Annotated in this window: 25 protein-coding genes; 9 read left to right on the forward strand and 16 right to left on the reverse strand. The window is 73.3% G+C overall.

What is annotated here, in order from left to right; translation table 11 throughout:
• Positions 1–4: 4 nt before the first annotated feature.
• Positions 5–706 carry an FAD-binding oxidoreductase gene (locus G1H19_RS09055; protein ID WP_235928158.1) on the reverse strand — a complete coding sequence of 234 codons (702 nt, stop codon included), beginning with the start codon at positions 704–706 and terminating at the stop codon, positions 5–7.
• A gap of 87 nt (positions 707–793) precedes the next feature.
• Entirely contained in the window at positions 794–1405 is a 612-nt protein-coding gene (locus G1H19_RS09060; protein WP_152729970.1) for a sulfite oxidase-like oxidoreductase, read from the reverse strand.
• A 208-nt stretch (positions 1406–1613) separates the two neighbouring features.
• On the opposite strand from G1H19_RS09060, the gene G1H19_RS09065 reads away from it, so the two are divergent.
• The 5 genes from G1H19_RS09065 (at position 1614) to G1H19_RS09085 (ending at position 5985) form a co-directional block, all read left to right on the forward strand.
• Positions 1614–2321, forward strand: a complete 708-nt coding sequence (locus tag G1H19_RS09065; protein ID WP_162393100.1) for a succinate dehydrogenase cytochrome b subunit — start codon at positions 1614–1616, stop codon at positions 2319–2321.
• A 13-nt stretch (positions 2322–2334) separates the two neighbouring features.
• Positions 2335–4281, forward strand: a complete 1947-nt coding sequence (locus G1H19_RS09070) for a fumarate reductase/succinate dehydrogenase flavoprotein subunit (protein ID WP_152729971.1) — start codon at positions 2335–2337, stop codon at positions 4279–4281.
• Positions 4278–5033, forward strand: coding sequence for a succinate dehydrogenase/fumarate reductase iron-sulfur subunit (locus G1H19_RS09075; protein WP_162393099.1), 756 nt, complete (start codon positions 4278–4280; stop codon positions 5031–5033). The genes G1H19_RS09070 and G1H19_RS09075 overlap by 4 nt, the downstream gene beginning before the upstream one ends.
• Before the next feature lie 68 nt (positions 5034–5101).
• On the forward strand, positions 5102–5605 hold the full coding sequence (locus tag G1H19_RS09080) for a hypothetical protein (protein WP_152729972.1): 504 nt from the start codon (positions 5102–5104) through the stop codon (positions 5603–5605).
• 107 nt (positions 5606–5712) lie between these two features.
• Positions 5713–5985, forward strand: coding sequence for a hypothetical protein (locus tag G1H19_RS09085; protein ID WP_152729973.1), 273 nt, complete (start codon positions 5713–5715; stop codon positions 5983–5985).
• Positions 5986–6066: 81 nt separating this feature from the next.
• Here the strand turns inward: G1H19_RS09085 and G1H19_RS09090 are convergent, their stop codons facing one another.
• From G1H19_RS09090 to G1H19_RS09105, 4 genes are all read right to left on the reverse strand, one after another.
• Positions 6067–7254 carry a DUF4407 domain-containing protein gene (locus G1H19_RS09090; protein WP_152729974.1) on the reverse strand — a complete coding sequence of 396 codons (1188 nt, stop codon included), beginning with the start codon at positions 7252–7254 and terminating at the stop codon, positions 6067–6069.
• Positions 7255–7355: 101 nt separating this feature from the next.
• Positions 7356–8084 carry a glutamine amidotransferase gene (locus G1H19_RS09095; protein ID WP_162393098.1) on the reverse strand — a complete coding sequence of 243 codons (729 nt, stop codon included), beginning with the start codon at positions 8082–8084 and terminating at the stop codon, positions 7356–7358.
• A gap of 46 nt (positions 8085–8130) precedes the next feature.
• Positions 8131–9528 (reverse strand): TonB-dependent receptor, encoded by a 1398-nt coding sequence (locus tag G1H19_RS09100; protein WP_162393097.1) that lies wholly within the window; start codon positions 9526–9528, stop codon positions 8131–8133.
• A gap of 133 nt (positions 9529–9661) precedes the next feature.
• Positions 9662–10327, reverse strand: a complete 666-nt coding sequence (locus tag G1H19_RS09105; protein WP_162393096.1) for a slipin family protein — start codon at positions 10325–10327, stop codon at positions 9662–9664.
• A 378-nt stretch (positions 10328–10705) separates the two neighbouring features.
• Here G1H19_RS09105 and G1H19_RS09110 point away from each other — a divergent pair, with 378 nt between their 5' ends.
• The 3 genes from G1H19_RS09110 to G1H19_RS09120 all read left to right on the forward strand — a co-directional run bounded on the left by G1H19_RS09110 (position 10706) and on the right by G1H19_RS09120 (position 12887).
• Complete coding sequence (locus tag G1H19_RS09110; protein ID WP_152730136.1) at positions 10706–11896, forward strand: flagellin N-terminal helical domain-containing protein; 1191 nt, start codon at positions 10706–10708, stop codon at positions 11894–11896.
• Positions 11897–11985: 89 nt separating this feature from the next.
• A complete protein-coding gene (locus G1H19_RS09115; RefSeq protein ID WP_152729976.1) occupies positions 11986–12291 on the forward strand; it encodes a hypothetical protein in 306 nt (101 codons plus the stop codon).
• Positions 12292–12470: 179 nt separating this feature from the next.
• Positions 12471–12887: a hypothetical protein gene (locus G1H19_RS09120; RefSeq protein ID WP_152729977.1), complete on the forward strand. Its 417-nt coding sequence runs from the start codon at positions 12471–12473 to the stop codon at positions 12885–12887.
• 112 nt (positions 12888–12999) lie between these two features.
• Here the strand turns inward: G1H19_RS09120 and G1H19_RS24475 are convergent, their stop codons facing one another.
• Complete coding sequence (locus G1H19_RS24475; RefSeq protein WP_152729978.1) at positions 13000–13872, reverse strand: leucine-rich repeat domain-containing protein; 873 nt, start codon at positions 13870–13872, stop codon at positions 13000–13002.
• 222 nt (positions 13873–14094) lie between these two features.
• Between G1H19_RS24475 and G1H19_RS09130 the strand changes: the two genes are divergently transcribed.
• Positions 14095–14739, forward strand: a complete 645-nt coding sequence (locus G1H19_RS09130) for an SMI1/KNR4 family protein (protein WP_152729979.1) — start codon at positions 14095–14097, stop codon at positions 14737–14739.
• A gap of 69 nt (positions 14740–14808) precedes the next feature.
• On the opposite strand, the gene ychF is transcribed toward G1H19_RS09130, so the two are convergent.
• The 9 genes from ychF to G1H19_RS09175 are packed head-to-tail and all read right to left on the reverse strand — an operon-like array spanning position 14809 to position 22010.
• Positions 14809–15882, reverse strand: coding sequence for a redox-regulated ATPase YchF (ychF, locus tag G1H19_RS09135; protein WP_162393094.1), 1074 nt, complete (start codon positions 15880–15882; stop codon positions 14809–14811).
• A gap of 36 nt (positions 15883–15918) precedes the next feature.
• Complete coding sequence (locus G1H19_RS09140; protein ID WP_162393093.1) at positions 15919–16344, reverse strand: type II toxin-antitoxin system VapC family toxin; 426 nt, start codon at positions 16342–16344, stop codon at positions 15919–15921.
• Positions 16341–16595: an antitoxin gene (locus tag G1H19_RS09145; RefSeq protein ID WP_162393092.1), complete on the reverse strand. Its 255-nt coding sequence runs from the start codon at positions 16593–16595 to the stop codon at positions 16341–16343. The genes G1H19_RS09140 and G1H19_RS09145 overlap by 4 nt, the downstream gene beginning before the upstream one ends.
• A gap of 38 nt (positions 16596–16633) precedes the next feature.
• Positions 16634–17434 (reverse strand): ABC transporter permease, encoded by an 801-nt coding sequence (locus G1H19_RS09150; RefSeq protein ID WP_162393091.1) that lies wholly within the window; start codon positions 17432–17434, stop codon positions 16634–16636.
• Positions 17431–18330, reverse strand: coding sequence for an ABC transporter ATP-binding protein (locus G1H19_RS09155; RefSeq protein ID WP_162393090.1), 900 nt, complete (start codon positions 18328–18330; stop codon positions 17431–17433). The genes G1H19_RS09150 and G1H19_RS09155 overlap by 4 nt, the downstream gene beginning before the upstream one ends.
• 50 nt (positions 18331–18380) lie before the next feature.
• Positions 18381–19016, reverse strand: a complete 636-nt coding sequence (locus G1H19_RS09160; protein WP_162393089.1) for a response regulator — start codon at positions 19014–19016, stop codon at positions 18381–18383.
• Positions 19013–20248, reverse strand: a complete 1236-nt coding sequence (locus G1H19_RS09165) for a sensor histidine kinase (RefSeq protein WP_235928157.1) — start codon at positions 20246–20248, stop codon at positions 19013–19015. The genes G1H19_RS09160 and G1H19_RS09165 overlap by 4 nt, the downstream gene beginning before the upstream one ends.
• Positions 20245–21105: an ABC transporter permease gene (locus tag G1H19_RS09170; protein WP_152729981.1), complete on the reverse strand. Its 861-nt coding sequence runs from the start codon at positions 21103–21105 to the stop codon at positions 20245–20247. Before G1H19_RS09170 ends, G1H19_RS09165 begins: the two co-directional genes overlap by 4 nt.
• On the reverse strand, positions 21102–22010 hold the full coding sequence (locus G1H19_RS09175) for an ABC transporter ATP-binding protein (RefSeq protein WP_152729982.1): 909 nt from the start codon (positions 22008–22010) through the stop codon (positions 21102–21104). Before G1H19_RS09175 ends, G1H19_RS09170 begins: the two co-directional genes overlap by 4 nt.
• Positions 22011–22058 lie beyond the last annotated feature (48 nt).

Below are 22058 nucleotides of genomic sequence, written 5' to 3' on the forward strand. Positions count from 1 at the left end.
GTCGTCAGCCGCTCGGCCCGAACTGCTCCACCCGCACCGCCGAGGCCGGCATGCCCAGGTCGTCGGTGAGCAGCCGGGTGGCCGCGCCGACGAAGGCGGTGGAACCGCAGACGAACGCCGTCTGGCCCGGCTCCCACAGCGGCACCAGGTCCGCCGCGGTCAGCCGGGACGCCGGGCGGACGCCGGTGGCCTCCCCGGAGAGGGCCAGCACCGCGCCGGCGGACACCAGCTCGTCGGCGTAGGGCAGTCCCGCCCGGGTACGCCCGGCCGCCGCCACCCGCAGCAGGTCCGTGCGGCCGGTGTCGACCGCGTGCCGCACCATCGCCACCAGCGGGACGACGCCGCTGCCCCCGCCGACCAGCAGCGCCGGGGAGACGCCGTCCCAGGCGAACCAGCCGCCGATCGGGCCGCGCACCTCCAGCTCGTCGCCCGGTTCGACGACGTCGGCGAGGTACCCGGACACCTCGCCGTCGTCCAGCCGCTCGACGAACAGCTCGAGCAGCGGGTCCGAGGGCGCCGAGGCCACCGAGTAGGACCGCTGCGCGGTGTACCCGTCGGGCGCGGTCAGCCGGACGACGTAGTGCTGCCCGGGCAGGTGGTCGACCCGGTCGGCGACGTCCAGACGCAGCTGCACGCCCCGGGCCACCGGACGTCGCACCCCCGCCACGGTCGCCGTCCGCCACCCGCCGCGGCTCGCTCGCGTCACGGGGTCACCTCCGTCCGCCACCCGTCGGCCCCGTCCCGGGGGCCCGCGGCGTGCGCAGCACGTCGTGGGGAGGGACGGGGTCCTCCTTCAGTCACCCTGGTAGCGCTGCTGGAGCCACGGGTCGCCGCGGTCGTGGTAGCCGTTGCGCTCCCAGAACCCCTGCTGGTCGCGCTTCATCAGCGTCAGCCTGGTGACCCACTTGGCGCTCTTCCAGAAGTACAGGTGCGGCACAAGCAGTCGCACCGGGCCACCGTGCTCCAGCGACAGCGGCCGGCCGTCGAACTCCCACACCAGCCACGCCTTCCCGCCCCGGACGTCGTCCAGCGGGAGGTTGGTGGTGTAGCCGGTCTTGGCGGTGGCCATGACGAACCGGCCCTCCTCGGTGGGCCGGGCCACCTCGAGCAGCGAGTCGACGCTGACGCCGGCGAAGTGGGTGTCGAACTTCGACCAGGTCGTCACGCAGTGGATGTCGCCCCGGTACTCGGCGGCGGGCAGCGCGTGCACCTCGTCCCAGGACCAGGTGGTGGGCGTCTCGACCTGCCCGTCGACGGTGATGCTCCACGTCTCCGGGCTGATCCGGGGGGTCGGCTCGGCGGTGAGCACCGGCCAGTCGCTGCCGGTGTCGTACTGGCCCGGGGGCAGTCGCGCGTCGCGCGGGGTGCGTGCTCGCCCGAGGAAGCCCCGGGTCGGTCCAGCCATCGTCGTCGTCCCCTCGCCGTCGTGCCGGTGCGGGTGCATCTTGCCTCGTCGGACGCGGGAACGCCCGTCCCGGGGCGAGCGCCGGGGCCTGTGACGTGGGAGATTGGTGGTGCACAACGGACCACCCACGGATGAGGACGGCCTTACATGAGACGTGTCACGTCACGTTCACATGGGCGTCCGTCTGTGCACGACGTAGCGTTGCCCTGTGGCGACCGCAACGCAGACAGCCCAGCGCAGGGCAGCGAAGACCGGGCGGGGATCCTCCTCGGTCTTCAAGAAGGCAGTCATGGCCATCAGCGGCATCCTCATGGTGCTGTTCCTGGTGGCCCACGCGATCGGCAACCTGCACGTCTTCCAGGGTGCCGAGTCGTTCAACGAGTACTCCGAGTGGCTCCGCGAGTTCGGCGAGCCGGCACTCCCCCACCGGACCCTGCTCACCCTGATCGAGATCGGTCTGCTGGTGTCCGTGGTCGCCCACATGTGGTCGGCCTTCTCGCTCTGGCGTCAGGCCAAGCGGGCACGCCCGGTCGCCTACGTCACGAAGAAGCGCGTCCAGCAGAGCTACGCCTCGCGCACGCTGCGCTGGGGCGGGGTGATCATCCTGCTGTTCATCATCTGGCACCTGCTGGACATGACCTTCGGCGCGGTCAACCCCGACGGCACCGACTCGACGCCGTACGACCGGCTGGTCGCCAGCTTCGAGAACCCGTTCATCACCGCCTTCTACGTGCTGGCGCTGGTCCTGCTCGGCATGCACCTGCGCCACGGCATCTTCAGCGCCGCCCAGACGCTGGGGCAGACCAACAAGCGACGCGAGCGGCTGCTCAACATCACCGCCACCACCTTCGCGACGGGGCTGATCGCCCTGTACCTGGTGACCCCGGTCGCCGTCGCCCTTGACTTCGTGAACTGACGGGAGCGCAGACATGGCACTGGAGCTGTTCACCGAGGGCGACCCGATCGCCGACACCAAGGCCCCCACCGACGTCCCCATCGGGGAGCGGTGGAGCGAGCGCAAGTTCCGCGGCCGGCTGGTGAACCCGGCCAACCGCCGCAAGCTGCACGTCATCGTGGTGGGCACCGGTCTGGCCGGTGGCTCAGCCGCCGCCACCCTGGCCGAGGCCGGCTACAAGGTCACGTCCTTCTGGTACCAGGACAGCCCGCGCCGCGCGCACAGCGTCGCCGCGCAGGGCGGCATCAACGCCGCGAAGAACTACCGCAACGACGGCGACAGCGTGCACCGGCTGTTCTACGACACGGTGAAGGGCGGGGACTTCCGCTCGCGGGAGAACAACGTGCACCGCCTGGCCGAGATCAGCACCAACATCATCGACCAGTGCGTGGCCCAGGGCGTGCCCTTCGCCCGCGAGTACGGCGGCCTGCTGGACAACCGCTCCTTCGGTGGCGCGCAGGTGTCCCGCACCTTCTATGCGCGGGGCCAGACGGGCCAGCAGCTGCTCTACGGCGCCTACCAGGCCCTGGAGCGGCAGATGGGCCTGGGCAACGTCGAGCAGCACGCCCGTACCGAGATGCTGGACCTCATCGTCGTCGACGGGAAGGCGCGCGGGATCGTGGCGCGCAACCTGGTCACCGGCGAGGTCACCACGCACATGGCCGACGCCGTCGTGCTGGCCACCGGCGGCTACGGCAACGTGTTCTACCTGTCCACCAACGCCAAGGGCTCCAACGCGACGGCGATCTGGCGGGCACACAAGCGGGGCGCACTGCTGGCCAACCCCTGCTACACCCAGATCCACCCGACCTGCATCCCGACCAGCGGTGACTACCAGTCGAAGCTGACGCTGATGAGCGAGTCGCTGCGCAACGACGGTCGCGTGTGGGTGCCCAAGGAGCGCGGCGACGACCGCGACCCGCGGCAGATCCCCGAGGACGAGCGCGACTACTACCTGGAGCGCAAGTACCCCGCGTTCGGCAACCTGGTGCCCCGCGACATCGCCTCGCGGCAGGCCAAGAACGTCTGCGACGAGGGCCGCGGCGTGGGCCCCGGCGGTCTGGGTGTCTACCTGGACTTCGACGAGGCCATGCAGCGCCTGGGTCGCAAGGCCATCGAGGCGAAGTACGGCAACCTCTTCGACATGTACGCCCGGATCACCGGCGAGGACCCGTACGAGGTCCCGATGCGGATCTTCCCGGCCGTGCACTACACGATGGGCGGTCTGTGGGTCGACTACGACCTGCAGTCGACCATCCCGGGCCTGTTCGTGATCGGCGAGGCCAACTTCTCCGACCACGGCGCGAACCGGCTCGGTGCCTCGGCCCTGATGCAGGGCCTGGCCGACGGGTACTTCGTCCTGCCCAACACGATCACCGACTACCTCGCCGCCGGCCCCTTCCCCAAGGTGGCCGAGGACGACCCGGCGGTCGTGGAGGCCCGGCAGGCCGTCGTGGCCCAGTCGGAGAAGCTGCTGTCGATCAACGGCACCCGCACGGTCGCCTCGTTCCACCGCGAGCTCGGCCGCCTGGTCTGGGACTACTGCGGCATGGAGCGCAGCGAGGAGAGCCTGCGCAAGGCGCTGGACCGCATCCCGGAGATCCGCAAGGAGTTCTGGACCAACGTCAAGGTCTCCGGCGAGCAGGGCACCTTCAACCAGAACCTCGAGCACGCCGGCCGCGTGGCCGACTTCATCGAGCTCGCCGAGCTGATGTGCATCGACGCGCTGCACCGCAACGAGAGCTGCGGTGGCCACTTCCGGGTCGAGAGCCAGACCGAGGAGGGCGAGGCGTTGCGCGACGACGAGAACTACGCCTACGTCGCGGCCTGGGAGTGGACGCCGGAGGGCGAGCCGCCCGTGCTGCACAAGGAAGACCTCAACTACGAGTACGTCCACCTCGCTCAGCGGAGTTACAAGTGAACCTGACCCTGCGGGTCTGGCGGCAGCCCCACCCCACCGCCAAGGGCAAGATGGTGACCTACAAGGTCAGCGACGTGTCCCCGGACATGTCGTTCCTGGAGATGCTCGACGTCCTCAACGAGCAGCTGATCCTCTCCGGCGACGACCCGGTCGCCTTCGACCACGACTGCCGTGAGGGCATCTGCGGCAGCTGCGGGCTGATGATCAACGGCTACGCGCACGGGCCGGAGCAGACCACCACCTGCCAGCTGCACATGCGGTCGTTCAAGGACGGCGACGAGATCGACATCGAGCCGTGGCGCTCGGGCGGGTTCCCGCTGATCAAGGACCTCGTCGTCGACCGCTCGGCGTTCGACCGGATCATCGCCTCCGGCGGGTTCATCAGCGCACCGACCGGCACCGCGCCCGAGGCGCACGCCACCCCGGTGCCCAAGAAGGACTCCGACGCCGCCTTCGACGCCGCCACCTGCATCGGCTGTGGCGCCTGCGTGGCCGCGTGCCCGAACGGCTCGGCCATGCTGTTCACCGCGGCGAAGGTGTCCCACCTCGGCCTGCTGCCCCAGGGCCAGCCCGAGCGGGACGCCCGGGTCATCAAGATGGTCGCGCAGCAGGACGCCGAGGACTTCGGTGGCTGCAGCAACATCGGCGAGTGCTCCGCGGTGTGCCCCAAGGGCATCTCCATGGAGACCATCTCCCGGCTCAACCACGACCTGCTCGGCGCCCTGCGCGCCAACGCCGTGCCGGCCAGCTGAGCTGACCCCTGCCGACGGGCGGGCACCCTCCCTGGGTGCCCGCCCGTCGTGCTGTCCGGGCTGCCACCATGGCCGGCACCCGCGTCGACGCGGCCGACACGCAGGAGGCAGCCGAGGTGTTCTGGAAGCGCTGGGAAACGGCGACCGGCGTGGTCGTCGCAGTTCCGGCCGGACCCGGGCAGGAGTGGACCGTGGAGGTGCGCACCGCGGCCGGCGAGGTGTTCCGCAGCCGGGTGGCGGCACCCCCGGGCGGCCGCGGCCTGGTGCCGCCGGTCCTGCACCAGGTGGTGCGGCTCCGGTTCGCCGCTCGGAGCCGAGCCGTGCGCTTCGACGCCGACGACCCTGGGCTGCGCCGGCCCGCGCCCCCGGCACCCGCGCGCCCGTTGCGACCACCCGCCTCGCGGGCCACGGCCCCGGGGATGCGGACGGACCAGCGGCTGCTGGCCGAGCTGACCGCACAGCGCCGGGCGCTGGCCGCACTGTCCCGGGAGCCGTCGGTCCTCGGGCTGGAGCTGCCACCGGAGGTGGTCGGCGCGCTGCGGCCAGCCTGCTGCAGCAGGTCGCCTCGGTGACCGGGAGCAGCCTGCGCCGGCGGTCCGGGCAGGCCTGACGCCCCGGACAAGGGGGGCGGGTGTCCACGGCGCCACCGGCGCCCTGCTGAGCGCGCTACGGTCGGGGGATGTTGCGCTGGGCGAGTGCCGTGGTGCTGGCGGCGGTCGTGTCCGGGTTCGCCGTACTGCTCGTCACCGGTGAGTACCTGGAAGACGGTCCGGTGGTCACCCGGCTGTCGTGGAACCACGGCGTGCACCTGGGCGACCTGTTCGTGCTGGCCGGCTGGGCGGTGGCGATGCTGGCCGTCCTGCACCTGCTGCGGCTGACCCGGCCGGCCGACGTGCTGTCGTCCGCCGTGGGCGAGACCGAGCGCGACCGCGCCGCCGTCCCGGGCGGCTGACCCGCTGCGAGGGCGTGGCCGGCGACGACCCACGACAGCTCGGGAGAGCTGGCAACGCCCGTGGTGGGCCTGGCCGCGGCGTCAGCCGCGGGAGGGCAGCCGGCTGCCCCGGCGGGGACGCAGCTCGCGGGTCTCCGGTTGCCGCCCGCCGAGCCGCGCGGCGGCGGTCGTGCCCTGCTGCTCCCGGGCGACCGCCGCGGCGATCTCCCGGGAGGCGTCGGCGTCGGTCAGCGCCATGTACACCTCGGCCGCGCGGCGGGCGCGGTGGGCATAGGCGGCGGCCATCGCGGTGTCGGTGCGGTTGAACTCGGCCTGCGCGGCGGTCTCCGCGATGACCGCGCGCTTGGCCTTGTCCACCTCCGACGCCGGCCAGAACGCCTTGAGGCCGGCCACCACCAGGTCCAGGACGACGAAGAACAGCAGCCACAGCCACACGGTCGGGTCGTCGCCGAGCAGCTGCAGGAAGGCCCGGCTCTCCGCGCTCAGACCGGTGGTGGTCGCGGCGTCGTGGGCGGCGTCCTGGCGCTGCCCCAGCGCCTGCCGCTGCTCGGCCAGCTGCGCCTGCAGCCCGGGCAGGGCGGTGTCGCGCGCGGCCAGCACGGCGGGCAGAGCGACGTCGCGGTAGGTCTCCCACTCCCGCCGCAGCGGGTCGGCGACGTCGCCGGGGCCCGCGTAGTTGCCGTTGGCGGCCCGGTTGGTGCCGTTGACCGGGATGGCGTCGGCCACCCAGGCCGCCTTCAGCTCGTCGGTGCGCGCGTAGGCGGCGGCCACCTCGGCGTCCAGCCGGGCCACCTCGGCCTCCAGCGCCGCGATCCGCTCGGTCTCCGGGGCGCTCTGCGCCACCAGCGCCACCTCCCGCGACGCGGCCGCGGCGGCGTCGACGGCGACCAGGTGCCGGATGTCGGCGGCGTACAGGAAGGTGAGGCTGGAGTGCGCCACGACCATCCCGATGACCACCGACAGCAGACCGCGGACCAGCAGCACGTGCCCGACCCGGTAGCGCAGCGTGTCCTTCTCGATGGTCATCTGGCTGATCAGCCGGTCGATGCTGAACATGACCCCGCCGAACACGGCGGCCGCGGCGAGCGCGAGCGGCAGCGCCAGGCCGAGGGTGAACCGGGCCGTGGTGAACATCGCGCCGGCCGACCAGAGCGTCATCAGGCAGATCAGCGCACCGAACGTCGCGTACCGGCGGGTCTCCCGGTGCTGCTCGGCGGCGTCGACGTCGACCCCTGACGCCCACAGCATCGGGCGGATCCGACCGGCCATGCTGATCTCCTCCTGCGGCGACGGGGCACCCGGCGGCGCAGGGTCCGCTGTCCCTCATCGGCAGTCGCGGGCCCCGCCGGGCACGCCACGACCGGCCGGGATCAGGCGTACCGGGCGACGAAGGCGGCCAGCATGCGGGCCGGTTCGGTCACCACCGCGGGCGAGAGCCGCTCGACCAGGGTGTCGAGCTCCTCGGGCGGGAAGTAGCCGGCGTGCTGGTAGACCCGCACCCGGGTGAGGATGCCGGCGACGTCCAGCTCGGGGTGGAACTGGGTGGCGTACACGTTGCGCCGAACCCGGAACATCTGCACCGGGCACGCCGGCGACGACGCCAGCAGCACCGCCGACGGCGGCAGCACCCGGCAGGCCTCCTTGTGCCCGACGAAGGCGTCGAAGCGCTCGGGCATCCCGGCGAGCACGGGGTCGGCGAGCCCCTCGGCGGTGAGCGTCACCGGCACCGCCGAGATCGGCTCGCCGAACACCCGGTCGACGACGCCGCCCTGGTGCACGCCCAGCGTGCCGATCCCGTAGCAGGCGCCGAAGAAGGGCAGGTCCCGGTCGACCACCTCGTCGAGCAGGGTGCGCAGCTCGGCCTCGACCCGGTGCTGCACGGCCGACTTGGTCTGCGGCGGGTCACTGGAGTTGAACGGCCCACCGCCGAGCAGGACGCCGGAGTAGTCGTCGAGCCGCAGGTCACCCAGCGGCGCGGCCTCCATGCGCACGTGCCGCAGCTGCTCCGGGGCCAGGCCGGTGGCGCGGAGGAAGGCGGCGTACTCGTCCTGCGCGGCCTCGTCCTCGGCGCGGGAGGCCAGCAGCAGGAAGGGCCTCACCGGGCGATGCTATGCCCCGCCCCCACGCCGCGGGCCGGGTGTTCCGTCAGCGAGCGCGGTTGTACCCGAAGAAGCCGCGCTTGCGGATCAGCTCGGAGACCTCGACCGGGACCATGGACTCCCAGCTCTCGTCCTCGGTGGGGATCCGCTTGAGCACGTCGCGGCTGAGGATCGGCAGGTACTCCGGCTTGTACTCGTCCAGCCCGACGAAGCTGCCGCGCCCGGCCAGGTAGTCGTAGAGCGGCTGCAGCTCCGGGGACACCCGGACGGTGTCGACGGTGACCACCTCGCCGTCGTCCAGCATGGGGTAGACGAACAGTCGCAGCTCGTTCTTGAACAGCCGGCCGAAGCTCTCCAGGATGCCGCCGGGCAGCTGCGCGTGGCTGGCCTCGTCGAACAGGCTGATCAGGCTGGGCAGGCCCATGACCATGCCGATCCGCCCGTCGGTGCGCCAGGCCAGGTAGGCGGCCAGCCGGTGGTAGGCGGCGAAGTCGGAGATGAGCACGGTCATCCCGCAGGCGGCGAGCAGGTCGGCCCGGGCGAGGAAGTCGCGGCGGTCGACGTCGCCACCGGCCCGCAGGTTGGCCATGGTCAGCTCGGTCAGCACCAGGACGTCGCGCCCGGCGACGGCGGGGTCGGCCTCGAACCGCGCCTGCGCCGCCTCCAGCATGTCGATGTTGACCACGGTGGGCGGCCGGAAGCTGCCCCGCTCGACCAGGATCGCCTTCTTGCGCAGCACCTCGCTGGGCTGGAGCACCTGGCGGTCCGGGGCGAACATCGCGGCCCCGCTGAGCCCGACCTGCACCAGCTTGAGCGCCATCAGCCGGTTGTCCACGGCGCGGAACTCGATGCCCCGCAGCTCGATCATGTCGATCTCGATCCGCCCGGTGGTCAGCCGGTCCAGCAGGCTCTCCACCAGGCGCTCGGGCTCGTGGTGGGTGAAGAACGCGGCGTGCAGCAGGTTGACCCCGACGACGCCGAGCGCCTCCTGCTGCAGCGCCGCCTCGTCGTCGAGCATCCGCACGTGCAGCACGATCTGGCTGGCCTCGTCGCGGGGGTGCGACTGGAACTTCACGCCCATCCAGCCGTGGCACTCGTTGCCGCCGCGGTAGCTGCGGGCGACGACGGTGTCGGCGAAGGCGAAGAACGCCGTCTCGTCGCCACGCTCGTCGCCGAGGCGGTCGACGTTGAGCTCGTACTCGTGATCGAGCATGGCCTGCAGCCGGCCCTTGGACACGTACCGGTCGCTCTTGCCGTAGACGGCGTCGCTGACCGACATGTCGTAGGCCGACATCGACTTGGCCACCGTGCCGGCCGCGCCGCCCGCGCGGAAGAACCAGCGGGCGACCTCCTGACCGGCGCCGATCTCGGCGATCGTGCCGTACCAGCGCGGGTCGAGGTTGATCTGCAGCGCCTTCTGCAGCGTGTCCGTGCCGGCTTCCACAGCTGTCCCCCTGACGGTGCGTGGGCGTCGTCGCTCGGAGCGTAGGTGCCGGGTGTGACGGGCGCGCGTCCGGCACCCGACGGTCCGGCGACCCCGCGCCGCCGTCGTCCGGACGGCGCCGCGGGGCACCGGCTCAGGCCGGGCCCACCCCGGTTGGGCCCGGGGTGAGCACGACCGTCGCCCCACCGGCCTCGACCGCCTGCAGGGTGCGCAGCTGCAGCAGGCCCGGGTTGCCGGTCAGCATGCGCCCGGCGTTGGCCAACGCCCGGGTGGCCGCGACCTCCGACCGGGCCCGTTCCAGTACCGCCTGGCCCTGCGCGCGGGCGGTGGCCACCTCGGCCGCGGCCCGCCGCAGCTCCGCCGGCACCATCACGTCCCGCAGCGCCACGGTCTCCACCTGGACGCCGACGGCCGCGACGGTGGGCTCCACGAGGGTGCGCACCCGCTCGCCCACCTCGCCCCGGGCACCGAGCAGCTCGTCGAGGGTGCGGTCGGCGACGGCGTCCCGCAGGGCGACCTGCAGGCCCGCGTAGGCGAAGCCGTCGGCGTCCTCGACGGCCTCGTGCCAGCGCCGCGGGTCGACGACCCGGGAGGTGACCGCCAGGCTCAACCGGACCGACAGCCCGTCGGCGGTGAGCACCTCCTGCCCACCGACGACGACCAGCCGCGGCCGGACGACGACCCGGACGACGGCGTGCCGGCGCCGCCGCAGCCGGTACCGACCCGCACCCAGCTCGGTCGTGAAGCGGCCGTCCCGGTACACCAGGACCCGCTCCCACTCCTGCACGACGACCCGCACGACCCGCTCCTCTCCTGCTGTGTGCGCCCGGTCGGCACGGACCGTCCGGCACGCGGTCGGGCACCGGACGGGGGGGGGCGCGCGCAGCGCCACAGACCGCCGATGCCGGGACGACCACGTGCCGGACGGCTCTCAGGACTCGAACCCGTGCGTTCCGAAAGACGCCTGCACATGTGGCACCGTCCGCGACCCGACGTGCAGGACCCGCGGTGGCGAGGCCACCCGGCTGCTGGTCGCGGACGTCGAGGACGGTAGCCGGGCCGGTGCGCCGGGGGCACGCCGTCATCAGCACAGGCACCTGGCCGTTCCGGTACCGACCAGCTCGTGGGCGGCCGATGACCGGTCGAGGGAGCCGGACAGGAGGTGGACGCCGTGCCCATGAGCATCGTCAGCAACGTCGCAGCGCTGGGCGCGCAGCGGTCGCTCGCCCGGGCCGGTGACTCGATGACCCGCTCGCTGGAACGGCTCTCGTCCGGGCAGCGGATCAACCGGGCCGCCGACGACGCCGCCGGCCTGGCGATCGCGGAGGGCCTGCGCTCCCAGGTGAACGGCATGGCGCGCGCCATCCGCAACACCCAGGACGGGATCAGCATCGTCCGCATCGCCGACGGCGCGCTGGACGTGACGACCACGATCCTGCAGCGGATGCGCGCGCTGACTGTCCAGGCCGCCAACGACGGCGGGCTGAGCGCCGGCGCCCGGGCCGCCGTGCAGAGCGAGGTCACCCAGCTGCAGCAGGAGCTGTCCCGCGTCGCCGCGGCCACCACGTACAACGGCACGCCCCTGCTGGACGGCAGCTTCGACACGGTGCTGCAGGTCGGGGCCGACGTGGGCGAGACGATCCCCATCCGGATCGGCCGGCCCGGGTCCGGCATGGGCGCCGACGGCCTCGGCGTCAGAGCGGTGTCGGTCACCCGAGCACCGGTGGACCTGGCCGCGACGGTGTTCCCGGCGGTGTCCGCGGCGCAGGGCGTCCCGGCCTCCGGCCGGCTCGTGCTGGCCGGTGACCACGTGACACCGGGTGTCTACGAGGCGAGCTTCGCCGCGCTCGGCGGCACCCTGACCTACGACGGGAAGACGTTCGACCTGGGCAGCGTCGACTACACCGGAGCGGTGACCTCGACGGACTTCCTCACCAGGCTCACCGCGGCCGCGATGCCGGTGTTCCAGACCGGGCACACCCCGTTCACCGGCAGCGCCGGCGGGCTGACCTTCACCGGCGCCGTCCCGGGCCCGGCGTCGACCGCGGCGGACGCCGTCCGGCTGACCCCCACCTACAGCGGCCACACCGGGGCCAGCGGCGGCATCGCGGTCATCGACCGGGCGATCGCGCACGTGACGTCGACCCGCGCGGAGCTGGGTGCGCTGGAGAACCGGCTGGAGCACACCATCAGCCGGTTGGGCGTGGCGATGGAGAACACCGCGGCGTCGGAGTCCCGGATCAGGGACGCCGACATGGCCTGGGAGACCACCGTGCTCGCCCGCAACCAGGTGCTCACCCAGGCCGCCACCGCGATGCTGGCCCAGGCGAACCGGTCGGCGCAGAACCTGCTCACACTGCTGGGCTGAACTGGCTCGGGCTCGGGCTCTGGCTCGGGCTCGGGCTCGGGCTCGGGGAACCGGTACCACCTGACGCCCGGACTGCCGATGGACAGCGCATGCGCACCAGCCACGTCGCCACCGCCGTCGCCGCCCTCACCGCCGGACTGACCGCAGCCGCGGCGCTGCGTGGCATGTCGGCCCGCCGTCAGCTCGCGGTCGTCGAGGTCCCGTCGGTGCAGGACACCGGCCACGACGCCGTCGTGCTGCCCTTCACCCGGCCGGTCCTGGTCGCCCCCGTCGCCGTGGCGTCGGGCGAGCCGGTCCGGTGCGGCGACACCGGTGGGCTGACCCGCGCCGGCGCGCCCTGCGCCGCGCGCGCCGGCAGCAGTGGCCGCTGCCACCACCACGCCCTCGCTGCCTGAGCCGGCCCGACGACCTGCGGGGACGCCGGTCGGGCACGTACCGTCCACGCTGTGCGCGGCGACGTCACCTCCTGGTCGGGTGGGCGATCCCGGGTGATGCCCGCGCCCGTCACCGGTCTCGCGACGGCCGCTCCGGCCGGTCTGCTGCCGACGCGGTGGCCACGTCCCACGGTCCGCCGGTGACCGACCCGCCCGGCGTCAGGGCGCCCGTGTGGCACGAACTCCACCCGCCTCGGTGTCCCGGTCCGGAGGAGACCCGGCTGCTCGCCGAGCTCGCCGCGTTCGTCGACGAGCCGCTGCTGCACGAGCAGGTCCGCACCGCGCTGGTCACCGCCGTCTGTGGATGCGGCTGTTCCTCGGTGGCACTCCGGACGGACGCACCGGCGATCCCCCCGCAGCGGGTGGCCCAGCTGTCCGGCACCGGCCGGGACGACGTGCTCGCCGTCCGGTCCCGCGCGCTCGGACACGTCGACGTCGTCCTGCACGTGGCCTCGGGCCGGGTCCTCGAGCTGGAGGTCTTCGACACCCGAGGCGGTGAGGGCGTGGCGGTGCCCCTGGAGAGCATCACCGGGTTGCAGGACCTGTCGATCTCCTGACGCCGTCCACCGCGGGACCGCCGTGGGACGGGATGCCGGCGAGGTGGCCGAGCTGCTGCGACGGTCCTGGCCGTGGCGCGTGGCTGGTCGGCCGCCCCCTGGGGGGACGCCGTCAGGCCAGGCCGTTGACCGACACCCCGGCCGCCCGCAGCTGCTCGATGCCGGTCAGGCCGATCGAGTCCGTCTCGTCCAGTCCCAGGTTGACCAGCGTCCGGACCTGCACCAGGGGGGTGAGGTCGGTCAGCGGGTTGGCGCCGAGCTGCAGTTCCTGCAGCAGGGGTGCGCCGGCCAGGCCGGTGACGTCGCTGATCTGGTTGCCGAAGAGGTCGAGGACCAGCAGCGTGGGCACGGTGCCCAGCGGCGCGGGGTCGACGACGGCGTTGCGGGACAGGCGCAGGGTGTCCAGGTTCGGCAGCCCGGCCAGTGGCGACACGTCGGTGATCGCGTTGCCGGACAGGTCCAGCGAGGCCAGCCCGTCATGGCTGGCGAGTGCGCTGATGTCGGTGACCTGCGCCGAGGCCACTCCGAGGGCGCGCAGCGTCGTCGTCCCGGCCAGCGGGCGCAGGTCGCTGATCGGGTTCAGCGAGAGACCGAGGTCGGAGAGCCCCAGTCCGGCCAGCGGCGACAGGTCGCTCACCGCGTTGTCGGTGAGCGTCAGTGTGCCCAAGGCCGGCAGCTCGGCCAGCGGCGTCAGGTCGGCGATGGCGTTGCGCGGGGCGTCCAGTTCGCCGAGCGCCGTCAACGCCTGCACTCCCTCGAGCGAGGCGATCCGCTGCCCCGTCGCCTGGCCGTCGCAGTGCAGCTCGGTGATCTCGGCCAGCGCTGCGTCGGTCGCCGTCGCGGTGGCGTCGGGCAGGCCGGCGGCGTCGGCGACGCACGTGGCCAGGGCGGCGTCCGGGACGACCTGGTCCACCGGTCGCGCCGGGCCGCCGGCCTGCTCCTCGGTCGCCGCACCGCAGCCGGCGAGCACCGTGCAGACGAGCACCCACCTCGCCGTCCAGGTCCATGTCGTGGTGATGACGGTGCCTCCGACTCCCAGGGCCCGACGGGTGTGCCGGCGGGCCTCCGACGATGCCCCATCCTCACCCGGGAGCTCGCGTCGCCGTGGCTGATCCGTGCGTGTCCTGCCGACCCGGACCTGCTGCTCGCTGTCGACGGTGATGGACGGCGACGACGGCGCGACCGGTCGGCCTCCTAGGGTTCCCGCATGCTCGATCAGCGGGTCCTGGCGGCGTGGACGGCGAGCGCGGGGCTGCACGAGCCCGGGGGCCCGGGGTCACCTCGAGACCTGGCCGAGGTCGAGCGAGCATCAGGACGGCGGATGCCGCCGGCGTTCCGGGAGCTGTACGCCCGACACGACGGCGGCTCCTGGCTCGCGGGGGACCTCGTCCTCTTCCCCCTGGTGCGTGAACACGACCTGACCGTGGCCCGTGCGTCGACGACGTACCGCGGGTGGGAGTGGCCGGTGCCGGAGGAACTGGTGCTGATCGGGACCGGCGGTGGAGGGGACCCGATCGGACTCTGGGTGCCGGCCGCCACGCCCGGGCGCCCACTCGTGGTGGGGGTGGGCTCGGTCTTCGAACCTGGGTGCCTCGGCATCCTCGGCGAGGACCTCGACTCCTTCCTGCGCGCCTGGACCGCCTACCACCTCCTGCTCCCTGATCGGGAGGAGGTCACGGCAGCCCTCGACGCACTGGAGCTGCCACGACGACTGAGGGCCGACGACCCCGACGACGAGACGTTCGCGCTGGTCGGCGAGTGGGCCAGCCCGACCATCCCGCGTTCGCTGAGGGACCCGTACCAGGCCCGGCTCACCGCGGACGACGTCCGCCGCTTCGCCACGGACCGTTGACTGCCGACACCTCGTCGCCGCAGGTCAGAGCGGGACGTCACGCAGGTCAGCTGCCCACCTGGTGATCCGCTAGACGTTGAAGCGGAACTCCACCACGTCGCCGTCGGCCATGACGTACTCCTTGCCCTCGATGCGCACCCAGCCCCTGGTCCTGGCGGCGGCCATGGAGCCGGCCTCCATCAGCTGGTCGAAGCTCACGATCTCGGCCTTGATGAAGCCGCGCTGGAAGTCCGAGTGGATGACGCCGGCCGCCTGCGGGGCGGTCGCGCCGACCGGGATCGTCCAGGCCCGGGACTCCTTGGGGCCGGCGGTGAGGTAGGTCTGCAGGCCGAGGGTGCGGAAGCCGACGCGGGCCAGCTGGTCCAGGCCCGGCTCGTCCTGCCCGATCGAGGCCAGCAGCTCGGCGGCCTCGTCGGCGGGCAGCTCGACCAGCTCGCTCTCGGTCTGGGCGTCCAGCAGGATCGCCTCGGCCGGCGCCACCATCGCGCGCAGCTCGGCGACCAGCTCCTCGTTGCCCAGCTCGTCGGCGTCCATGTTGAAGACGTAGAGGAACGGCTTGGTGGTCATCAGGCCCAGCTCGCGCAGCGGCTCGGCGTCGACGCCGGCGGCGAACAGGGTCTTCCCGGTGTCGAGGACCTGCTGCGCCTCGACGGCGGCCTTGTGCAGCGACGCGCGCTCCTTGTCCTTGCGCATCTCCTTCTCCAGCCGCGGCACGGCCTTCTCCAGGGTCTGCAGGTCGGCCAGCAGCAGCTCGGTGTTGATCGTCTCGATGTCGTCGGCGGGTGAGACCTTGCCGTCGACGTGCACCACGTCCGGGTCGGTGAACACCCGGATCACCTGGCAGATGGCGTCGCTCTCGCGGATGTTGGCCAGGAACTTGTTGCCCAGGCCCTGCCCCTCGCTGGCCCCGCGCACGATGCCGGCGATGTCGACGAAGCTCACCGTGGCCGGGATGGTCTTCTGGCTGCTGAACACCTCGGCCAGCTTCCCGAGCCGGTCGTCGGGCACGCCGACCACCCCGACGTTCGGCTCGATCGTCGCGAACGGGTAGTTCGCCGCGAGCACGTCGTTCTTGGTCAGGGCGTTGAAGAGCGTCGACTTGCCGACGTTGGGCAGACCGACGATCCCGATGGAGAGAGCCACGGGAGTCGAGGGTACGGCCCGGAACGCCGCTCCCGATCAGCCGGGCAGCTCGGTCCGGACACCCGCGAAGCGCGCGAAGTCGCGATCCCAGCTGACGACCGTGGCGCCGTGCTCGACGGCCAACGCAGCGAGATGCGCGTCGTTCACGAGATTGCCGCCCGTCCCGACGTCGTCCAGCAAACCCTGCAGCACAGCCAGGTGTCGGGCGGTCGGCTCGATGACGACGCAGCCGGGCTGGGCGAGCCACAACTCGACGTGCTCCATGGCTTCCGGCACCGTGAGCGGACGGTCGAACAAGCCCGCCCGGGTGGAGATCCGCAGGAACGCGAGGATGACCACCCACGGCAGGCCCACGACCTCGCGCCCGGAGAAGGCGGCCTCCAGCCAGGCCTTCGAGCGCGCATGGCCATGACTGTCGGTGTTGACCGCGTAGAGCAGGACGTTCGCGTCGACGACCTTCACTTGCGCATGGCCATCTTGCGGATCAGCTCGTCGTCCTCCAGGTCGGCCGCCACCGCCAGCGCCTTGTCCAGGTCCACTCGCGGCGCGCCCATGGCGACGGACCTGACCTCGAAGGCCGGCCGATGCGCATCCGCCGTCAAGCCGGCTCGGAGCGCGTCGTTCAGCGCCTGCTTGAAGGAGATGCCGTGCCGGCGCATGCGCTCCTGCAGGAGCTGCGCCGTGTCGTCGTCAAGGGTCACGGTCGTCCGCACGGACGCATCATAGCATCATGCTGGATGATGCGTGAGCATCACCGGCGCCAGCGGAAGGTACGGCTGCAGAGAGCCAGGCCGATCAGCACCCAGGCCAGCAGCACCAGCGCGGTGCGGCCGTGCTCCCACCCGCCGGCCACCTCGAACGCCGCGGCGCGCTCGGGCAGGAACACCGAGCGCATGCCCTGGGTGAGCCACTTCAGCGGGAACAGCGCGGCGGCCTGCTGCATCCAGCCGGGCAGCTCGGGGAAGGCGAAGAACACGCCCGAGAAGAACTGCAGCACGATCGCGATCGCCGACACCCCGGTGGTCACCGACGCGGCACTCCCCCGCAACGCCGACGCCGCGATGCCCAGCACCGTCCCGGCCAGCGCCCCCAGCACCGCGACCCAGGCGAAGGTGACCCAGTGCGCGAGGTCCGGTGGCATCGGCACGTCGTAGCCGTAGCGCGCCACCGGCAGCAACACGAGCAGCTGCGCGGCCGTGGTCACCAGCACCTGCCCGGCCTTGCCGGCGAAGTAGGCCACCGGCGGGGCGCCCAGCAGTTGCAGCCGCTCCAGCTGACCGGTCTCCCGCTCCACCGCGATCGACGCCGCCAGCGCCTGGAAGCTGGTCAGCATGATCCCGGTGGCGGCGATGCCGGCCAGGAAGTAGGCCGGGAAGGGGATGCCGCCGGGTGTGGTCGTGCCGCCGAGCACCGACCCGAACACGACCATCATCACGACCGGGTAGGCGAAGGAGAACACCACCAGCTGGCGTTCCCGGGCGAACAGCCGCAGCTCCAGCCGCACCCGCGCCAGGGCGATCCGGGCCGCGGACGGCGGTGCCGGGCGGCTCACGCGTCCACCTCCGGCGCCCCGGCACCGACCAGCTGCAGGTACACGTCCTCCAAGCCTGGCCGGGTCACGGCCAGCCCCGGCACCTCACCGTGCGGGTGCTCGGCGAGCAGGTCGCGCAGCACCGCGGCCGGCTGCTCGGTGCGCACCTCGCGCCAGGCGCCGTCGTCCAGCCAGCGGACGGTGGCCTGCCGGCGCAGCGCCGCGCCCAGCTCGTCCGGCGGCGCCACCTCCACCAGCCGGCCCGCGGCGATCACGCCCACCCGGTCGGCGAGCTCGGCGGCCTCGTCCAGGTAGTGCGTGGTCAGCAGCACGGTGGTGCCCGCGGCCCGCAGCTCGCGGATCAGCTGCCAGAACTGCCGCCGGGCCACCGGGTCCATGCCGGTGGTCGGCTCGTCGAGGAACACCAGCTCCGGCCGGCCCTGCACGCCCAGCGCCACCGCGAGCCGGCGACGCTGGCCTCCCGACAGCCGCGCCACCCGGGTGCCGGACGAGTCGGCCAGTCCCACCGCGTCCAGCAGGTCGGCGGTGCTGCGCGGGGTGGCGTGGTAGGCCGCGAAGTGGTCGAGGGTCTCCTGGACGGTCAGTGCCGGGCCGGCCGCCTCGCCCTGGCTGACCACCCCGATCCGCGCGCGCCACGCCCGCCCGGCGGTGGCCGGGTCCTCGCCGAGCACCGTCACCTCCCCGGCGTCCCGGCTGCGGACGCCTTCCAGCACCTCGATGGCGGTGGTCTTGCCGGCGCCGTTCGGGCCGAGCAGCGCGAAGCACTCCCCGGCGCGCACCTCCAGGTCCACGCCGTCGAGCACGGACCGGCCGGCGTACTGCTTGCGCAGGCCGCGCACGGTGAGCGCGGCCCGGTCGGTCGCGGCCGGGGGCGGCTGCAGTCCGGTGGTGGTCACGCACCCAGCATCACCCACCCGGCGCGCCCGCAGGTGCCGGCCGCCGCCTCTCAGCCGCCGGGCGGCGGCAGCAGGCCCCGCTCCACGGCCACCAGCACGGCGCGCGTGCGGTCGTCGACCCCCAGCTTCGCGAAGACCCGCAGCAGATGGGTCTTCACCGTGGCCTCACCGATGAACAGCTCCCGGCCGATCTCGGCGTTGGTGAGCCCCCGGGCGACGCCGGCGAGCACCTCGAGCTCGCGGGCGGTGGGGGCGTCGGCCGCCGGCGCCCGCAGCCGCGACAGGAGCCGGGCCGCCACCGGCGGGGCCAGCACCGTCTCCCCCCGCGCCGCGGACCGCACCGCCTCGGCCAGCTGGGGCAGCGGGGTGTCCTTCAGCAGGTACCCCGTCGCTCCCGCCTCGACGGCGCGCACGATGTCGGCGTCCGTGTCGTAGGTGGTGAGCACCAGCACCCGCACCGCCGGGTGCGCCGCGGCCAGCCGAGCCGTCGCCGTCGCGCCGTCCATCCGCGGCATCCGCAGGTCCATCAGGACGACGTCCGGCGCGTGCTCGGCGACGGCGGCCAGCAGCTCGACCCCGTCGGCTGCCTCGCCCACGACCTCGAGGTCGGGCTGCGCGTCGAGCCAGCCGACCAGCCCGCCACGGACCACCGGGTGGTCGTCGGCCACCAGCACCCTGATCGTCACGCCCCGCTCACCCGCACCGTCACCCGGGTCCCCTCCCCCGGCGCGGACGCCACCTCGACGGAGCCGCCCACCTGTCCCACCCGGTCACGCAGGCCGGTGAGGCCCGCGCCGTGCGCCCGGGACGGGTCGAAGCCCACCCCGTCGTCCTCCACGTGCACCGACACCACCCCGCGCACCCGCGAGAGCCGGACGACGACGGCGGAGGCGGCCGCGTGCCGCCGGACGTTGGTCAGTGCCTCCTGGGCGCCGCGTAGCAGCACGATCTCCTCGTCGCGACGCAGCACCGCCCCGTCGCCGAGCGCGACCGCGTCCACCCGGACGGACGTCCCGGTCTCCCGGCCGAACCGGTCGGCCAGCCGCTGCAGGGCCTCCACCAGCGTCGAACCGTCGAGTGCGACCGGCGAGAACGCCGCCACCATCGCGCGGGCCTCGGCGAGGTTCTCGCGGGCGACCTCCTCGATGAGCGCGAGCCGTTCCCGGGCTCCCGCCGGGTCGCGGTCGACCTGGACGGCGGCAGTCTGGGCGAGGACGACGATGCTGGTGTACCCCTGCGCCAGGGTGTCGTGGACCTCGCGGGCCAGCCGCTCGCGCTCGGCGACGACCCCCTGCTCACGGTGCGCGGTGGCGAGCTCGGCCCGGGTCGACTCCAGCTGCTCGATCAGCGAGGCCCGCTCCCGGCTCTGGGCGAGCACCCGGCTGATCCACACCCCCAGCGCGATGCTGAAGGTGAGGCCGACCGCGGAGTCGACGACCCCGGACACCGGTTGCTCGCCCCGGACCACCTCGACGACCGGTCCGGCGCTGCTGGCCAGCGCGAGCAGCACGGTCCAGAAGACGCCCGGCCGTACGCCTTCCACCAGGAACCACACCTGCGGGTAGGCCAGGAACAGCAGGAACAGCAGCTGGGACGCCCAGAGGCTGAGCAGGCCGAGCACCACGACCAGGGTCAGCAGGTAGCCGATCGCCCGCCACGGGTGGTCCCCGCTCAGCGCCGGCGCGCCCAGCACGGCGTAGGAGACGCCGAGCGCGGCCAGGACGGCCAGCGTCGCGGTGCGCGGGCCGTCGAAGGCGTCGACCCGAGTGGCGGCTGCAGCGATCAGCAGCATCACCACGAAGACCACGTGGACCCCGACGACGGTCGTCCGCCAGCCGCGCTCGGACAGCGGCGGGCCGCCGTCGTCCCCGCCCCGGGCGGGTCCGACGGCGGTTCGCAGGCGGGCGGCCCAGCTCACTCGCGCCCCTGCCGCCAGCGGAAGGTCCGCGCGCAGATCACGACGCCGATGATGGCCCACGCGGCAAGGGTGAGGGCGATCCCCGCGTGGTCCCAGCCCCCGCCGGACTCGAACGCCGCTGCCTCGTCGGGCAGGAACACCGAGCGCATGCCCTGGGTCATCCACTTCAGCGGGAACAGCCCGGCCACCGTCTGCATCCACTCGGGCAGCTCGGAGAAGGCGAAGAACACCCCGGAGAAGAACTGCAGGACGACGGCGACCGCCGACACCCCGGTGCCCACCGACGCCGCGGAACCGGGCAGCGCCGACGCCGCGATGCCGACGACCGTCCCGGCCAGCGCACCGAGCACCGCCACCCACGCGAACGTCAGCCAGCGGCCGGCGTCGGCGGGCATCGGCACGTCGTACCCGTACCGGGCCACCGGCAGAAGCAGCGCCACCTGCGCCACGGTGGTGACCAGCACCTGACCGGCCTTGCCGGCGAAGTAGGCCACCGGAGGCGTGCCGACGAGCTGCAGCCGCTCCAGCTGGCCACTCTCCCGCTCCACGGCGATCGACGTGGCCAGGGCCTGGAAGCTGGTGAGCATGATGCCGGTGGCGGCGATGCCGGCCAGGAAGTACTGCGGGAACGGGACGCCACCGGGCGAGTCGTCCCCGCCGAGCACCGACCCGAACACGACCATCATCACCACCGGGTAGGCGAAGGAGAACACCACCTGCTGCCGGTCGCGGGCGAACAACCGCAGTTCCAGCCCGACCCGGGCCCATGAGATGCGTGCCAGCGGAGGCGGGGACGGGCGTGGGCCGGCCGGCCGGGACGCCCGGTCGGCACTCGGCGGGGGAACGGTCGCGGTCATGGTCTCTCCTCGGTGGGTCCGGTGGCGCCGATCAGCTGCAGGTAGACGTCCTCCAGCGTCGGCCGGGTGACGGTGAGATCGGGTACGCACTGGTGGCGGTGGGTGAGCAGGAGGTCGCGCAGCAGCGGTTCGGGCTTCTCGGTGCGCACCTGGCGCGGCCTGCCGTCCTCGGTCCACGTGACGGTGACCTGCCGGCGCAGGGACGCGCCGAGTTCCCGCGGCGGTGCCACCTCGACCAGGCGACCGGCGGAGACGACCGCCACCCGGTCGGCCAGCTCGGCGGCCTCGTCCAGGTAGTGCGTGGTGAGCACGACCGTCGTGCCCGCCGCCCGCAGGCCGCGGACCAGCTCCCAGAACTGCCTGCGCGCCACCGGGTCCATGCCCGTGGTCGGCTCGTCGAGGAACACCAGGTCCGGGTCCCCCTGGACGCCGAGGGCGACCGCGAGCCGGCGGCGCTGGCCGCCGGACAGCTGCGCCACCCGGGTGCCGGACTGCTCCTGCAACCCGACCGCCTCCAGCAGGTCGGCGGTCGGTCGCGGGCGCGCGTGGTAGACGGCGAAGTGCTCCACCGTCTCGAGGACAGTCAGCGCCTGACCGGCAGCCTCCCCCTGGGTGACCACCCCGACGCGTGCCCGCCAGCCGCGCCCGGCGACGGCCGGGTCCTCACCGAGCACCAGCACCTGACCCGCGTCGCGGGCGCGGACACCCTCGAGGATCTCGATGGTGGTGGTCTTGCCCGCTCCGTTCGGCCCGAGCAGGGCGACGCACTCGCCGTGGGACACCTCGAGGTCCAGCCCGTCCAGGACCGCGCGCCCGCCGTAGCTCTTGCGCAGGCCCCGCACACACACCGCCGGTGCGTCGCGGACGGTGTCCACGACCACCGGCTCTCGTTCTGTCGTCGTCATGCACCGAGCCTCGCCCGGCGCGGCAGGTGATCGGGACGACCGGGTCGT

The organism is Goekera deserti, assembly GCF_010685995.1.
Classification (GTDB): domain Bacteria; phylum Actinomycetota; class Actinomycetes; order Mycobacteriales; family Geodermatophilaceae; genus Goekera; species Goekera deserti.

What these genes read in the sequence shown, in the direction of transcription:
- G1H19_RS09060 (WP_152729970.1), bottom strand. Translation starts at nt 1,405, where the DNA reads ATGGCTGGACCGACCCGGGGCTTCCTCGGGCGAGCACGCACCCCGCGC.
- G1H19_RS09070 (WP_152729971.1), top strand. Translation starts at nt 2,335, where the DNA reads ATGGCACTGGAGCTGTTCACCGAGGGCGACCCGATCGCCGACACCAAG.
- G1H19_RS09080 (WP_152729972.1), top strand. Translation starts at nt 5,102, where the DNA reads ATGGCCGGCACCCGCGTCGACGCGGCCGACACGCAGGAGGCAGCCGAG.
- G1H19_RS09085 (WP_152729973.1), top strand. Translation starts at nt 5,713, where the DNA reads ATGTTGCGCTGGGCGAGTGCCGTGGTGCTGGCGGCGGTCGTGTCCGGG.
- G1H19_RS09090 (WP_152729974.1), bottom strand. Translation starts at nt 7,254, where the DNA reads ATGGCCGGTCGGATCCGCCCGATGCTGTGGGCGTCAGGGGTCGACGTC.
- G1H19_RS09110 (WP_152730136.1), top strand. Translation starts at nt 10,706, where the DNA reads ATGAGCATCGTCAGCAACGTCGCAGCGCTGGGCGCGCAGCGGTCGCTC.
- G1H19_RS09115 (WP_152729976.1), top strand. Translation starts at nt 11,986, where the DNA reads ATGCGCACCAGCCACGTCGCCACCGCCGTCGCCGCCCTCACCGCCGGA.
- G1H19_RS09130 (WP_152729979.1), top strand. Translation starts at nt 14,095, where the DNA reads ATGCTCGATCAGCGGGTCCTGGCGGCGTGGACGGCGAGCGCGGGGCTG.
- G1H19_RS09170 (WP_152729981.1), bottom strand. Translation starts at nt 21,105, where the DNA reads ATGACCGCGACCGTTCCCCCGCCGAGTGCCGACCGGGCGTCCCGGCCG.
- G1H19_RS09175 (WP_152729982.1), bottom strand. Translation starts at nt 22,010, where the DNA reads ATGACGACGACAGAACGAGAGCCGGTGGTCGTGGACACCGTCCGCGAC.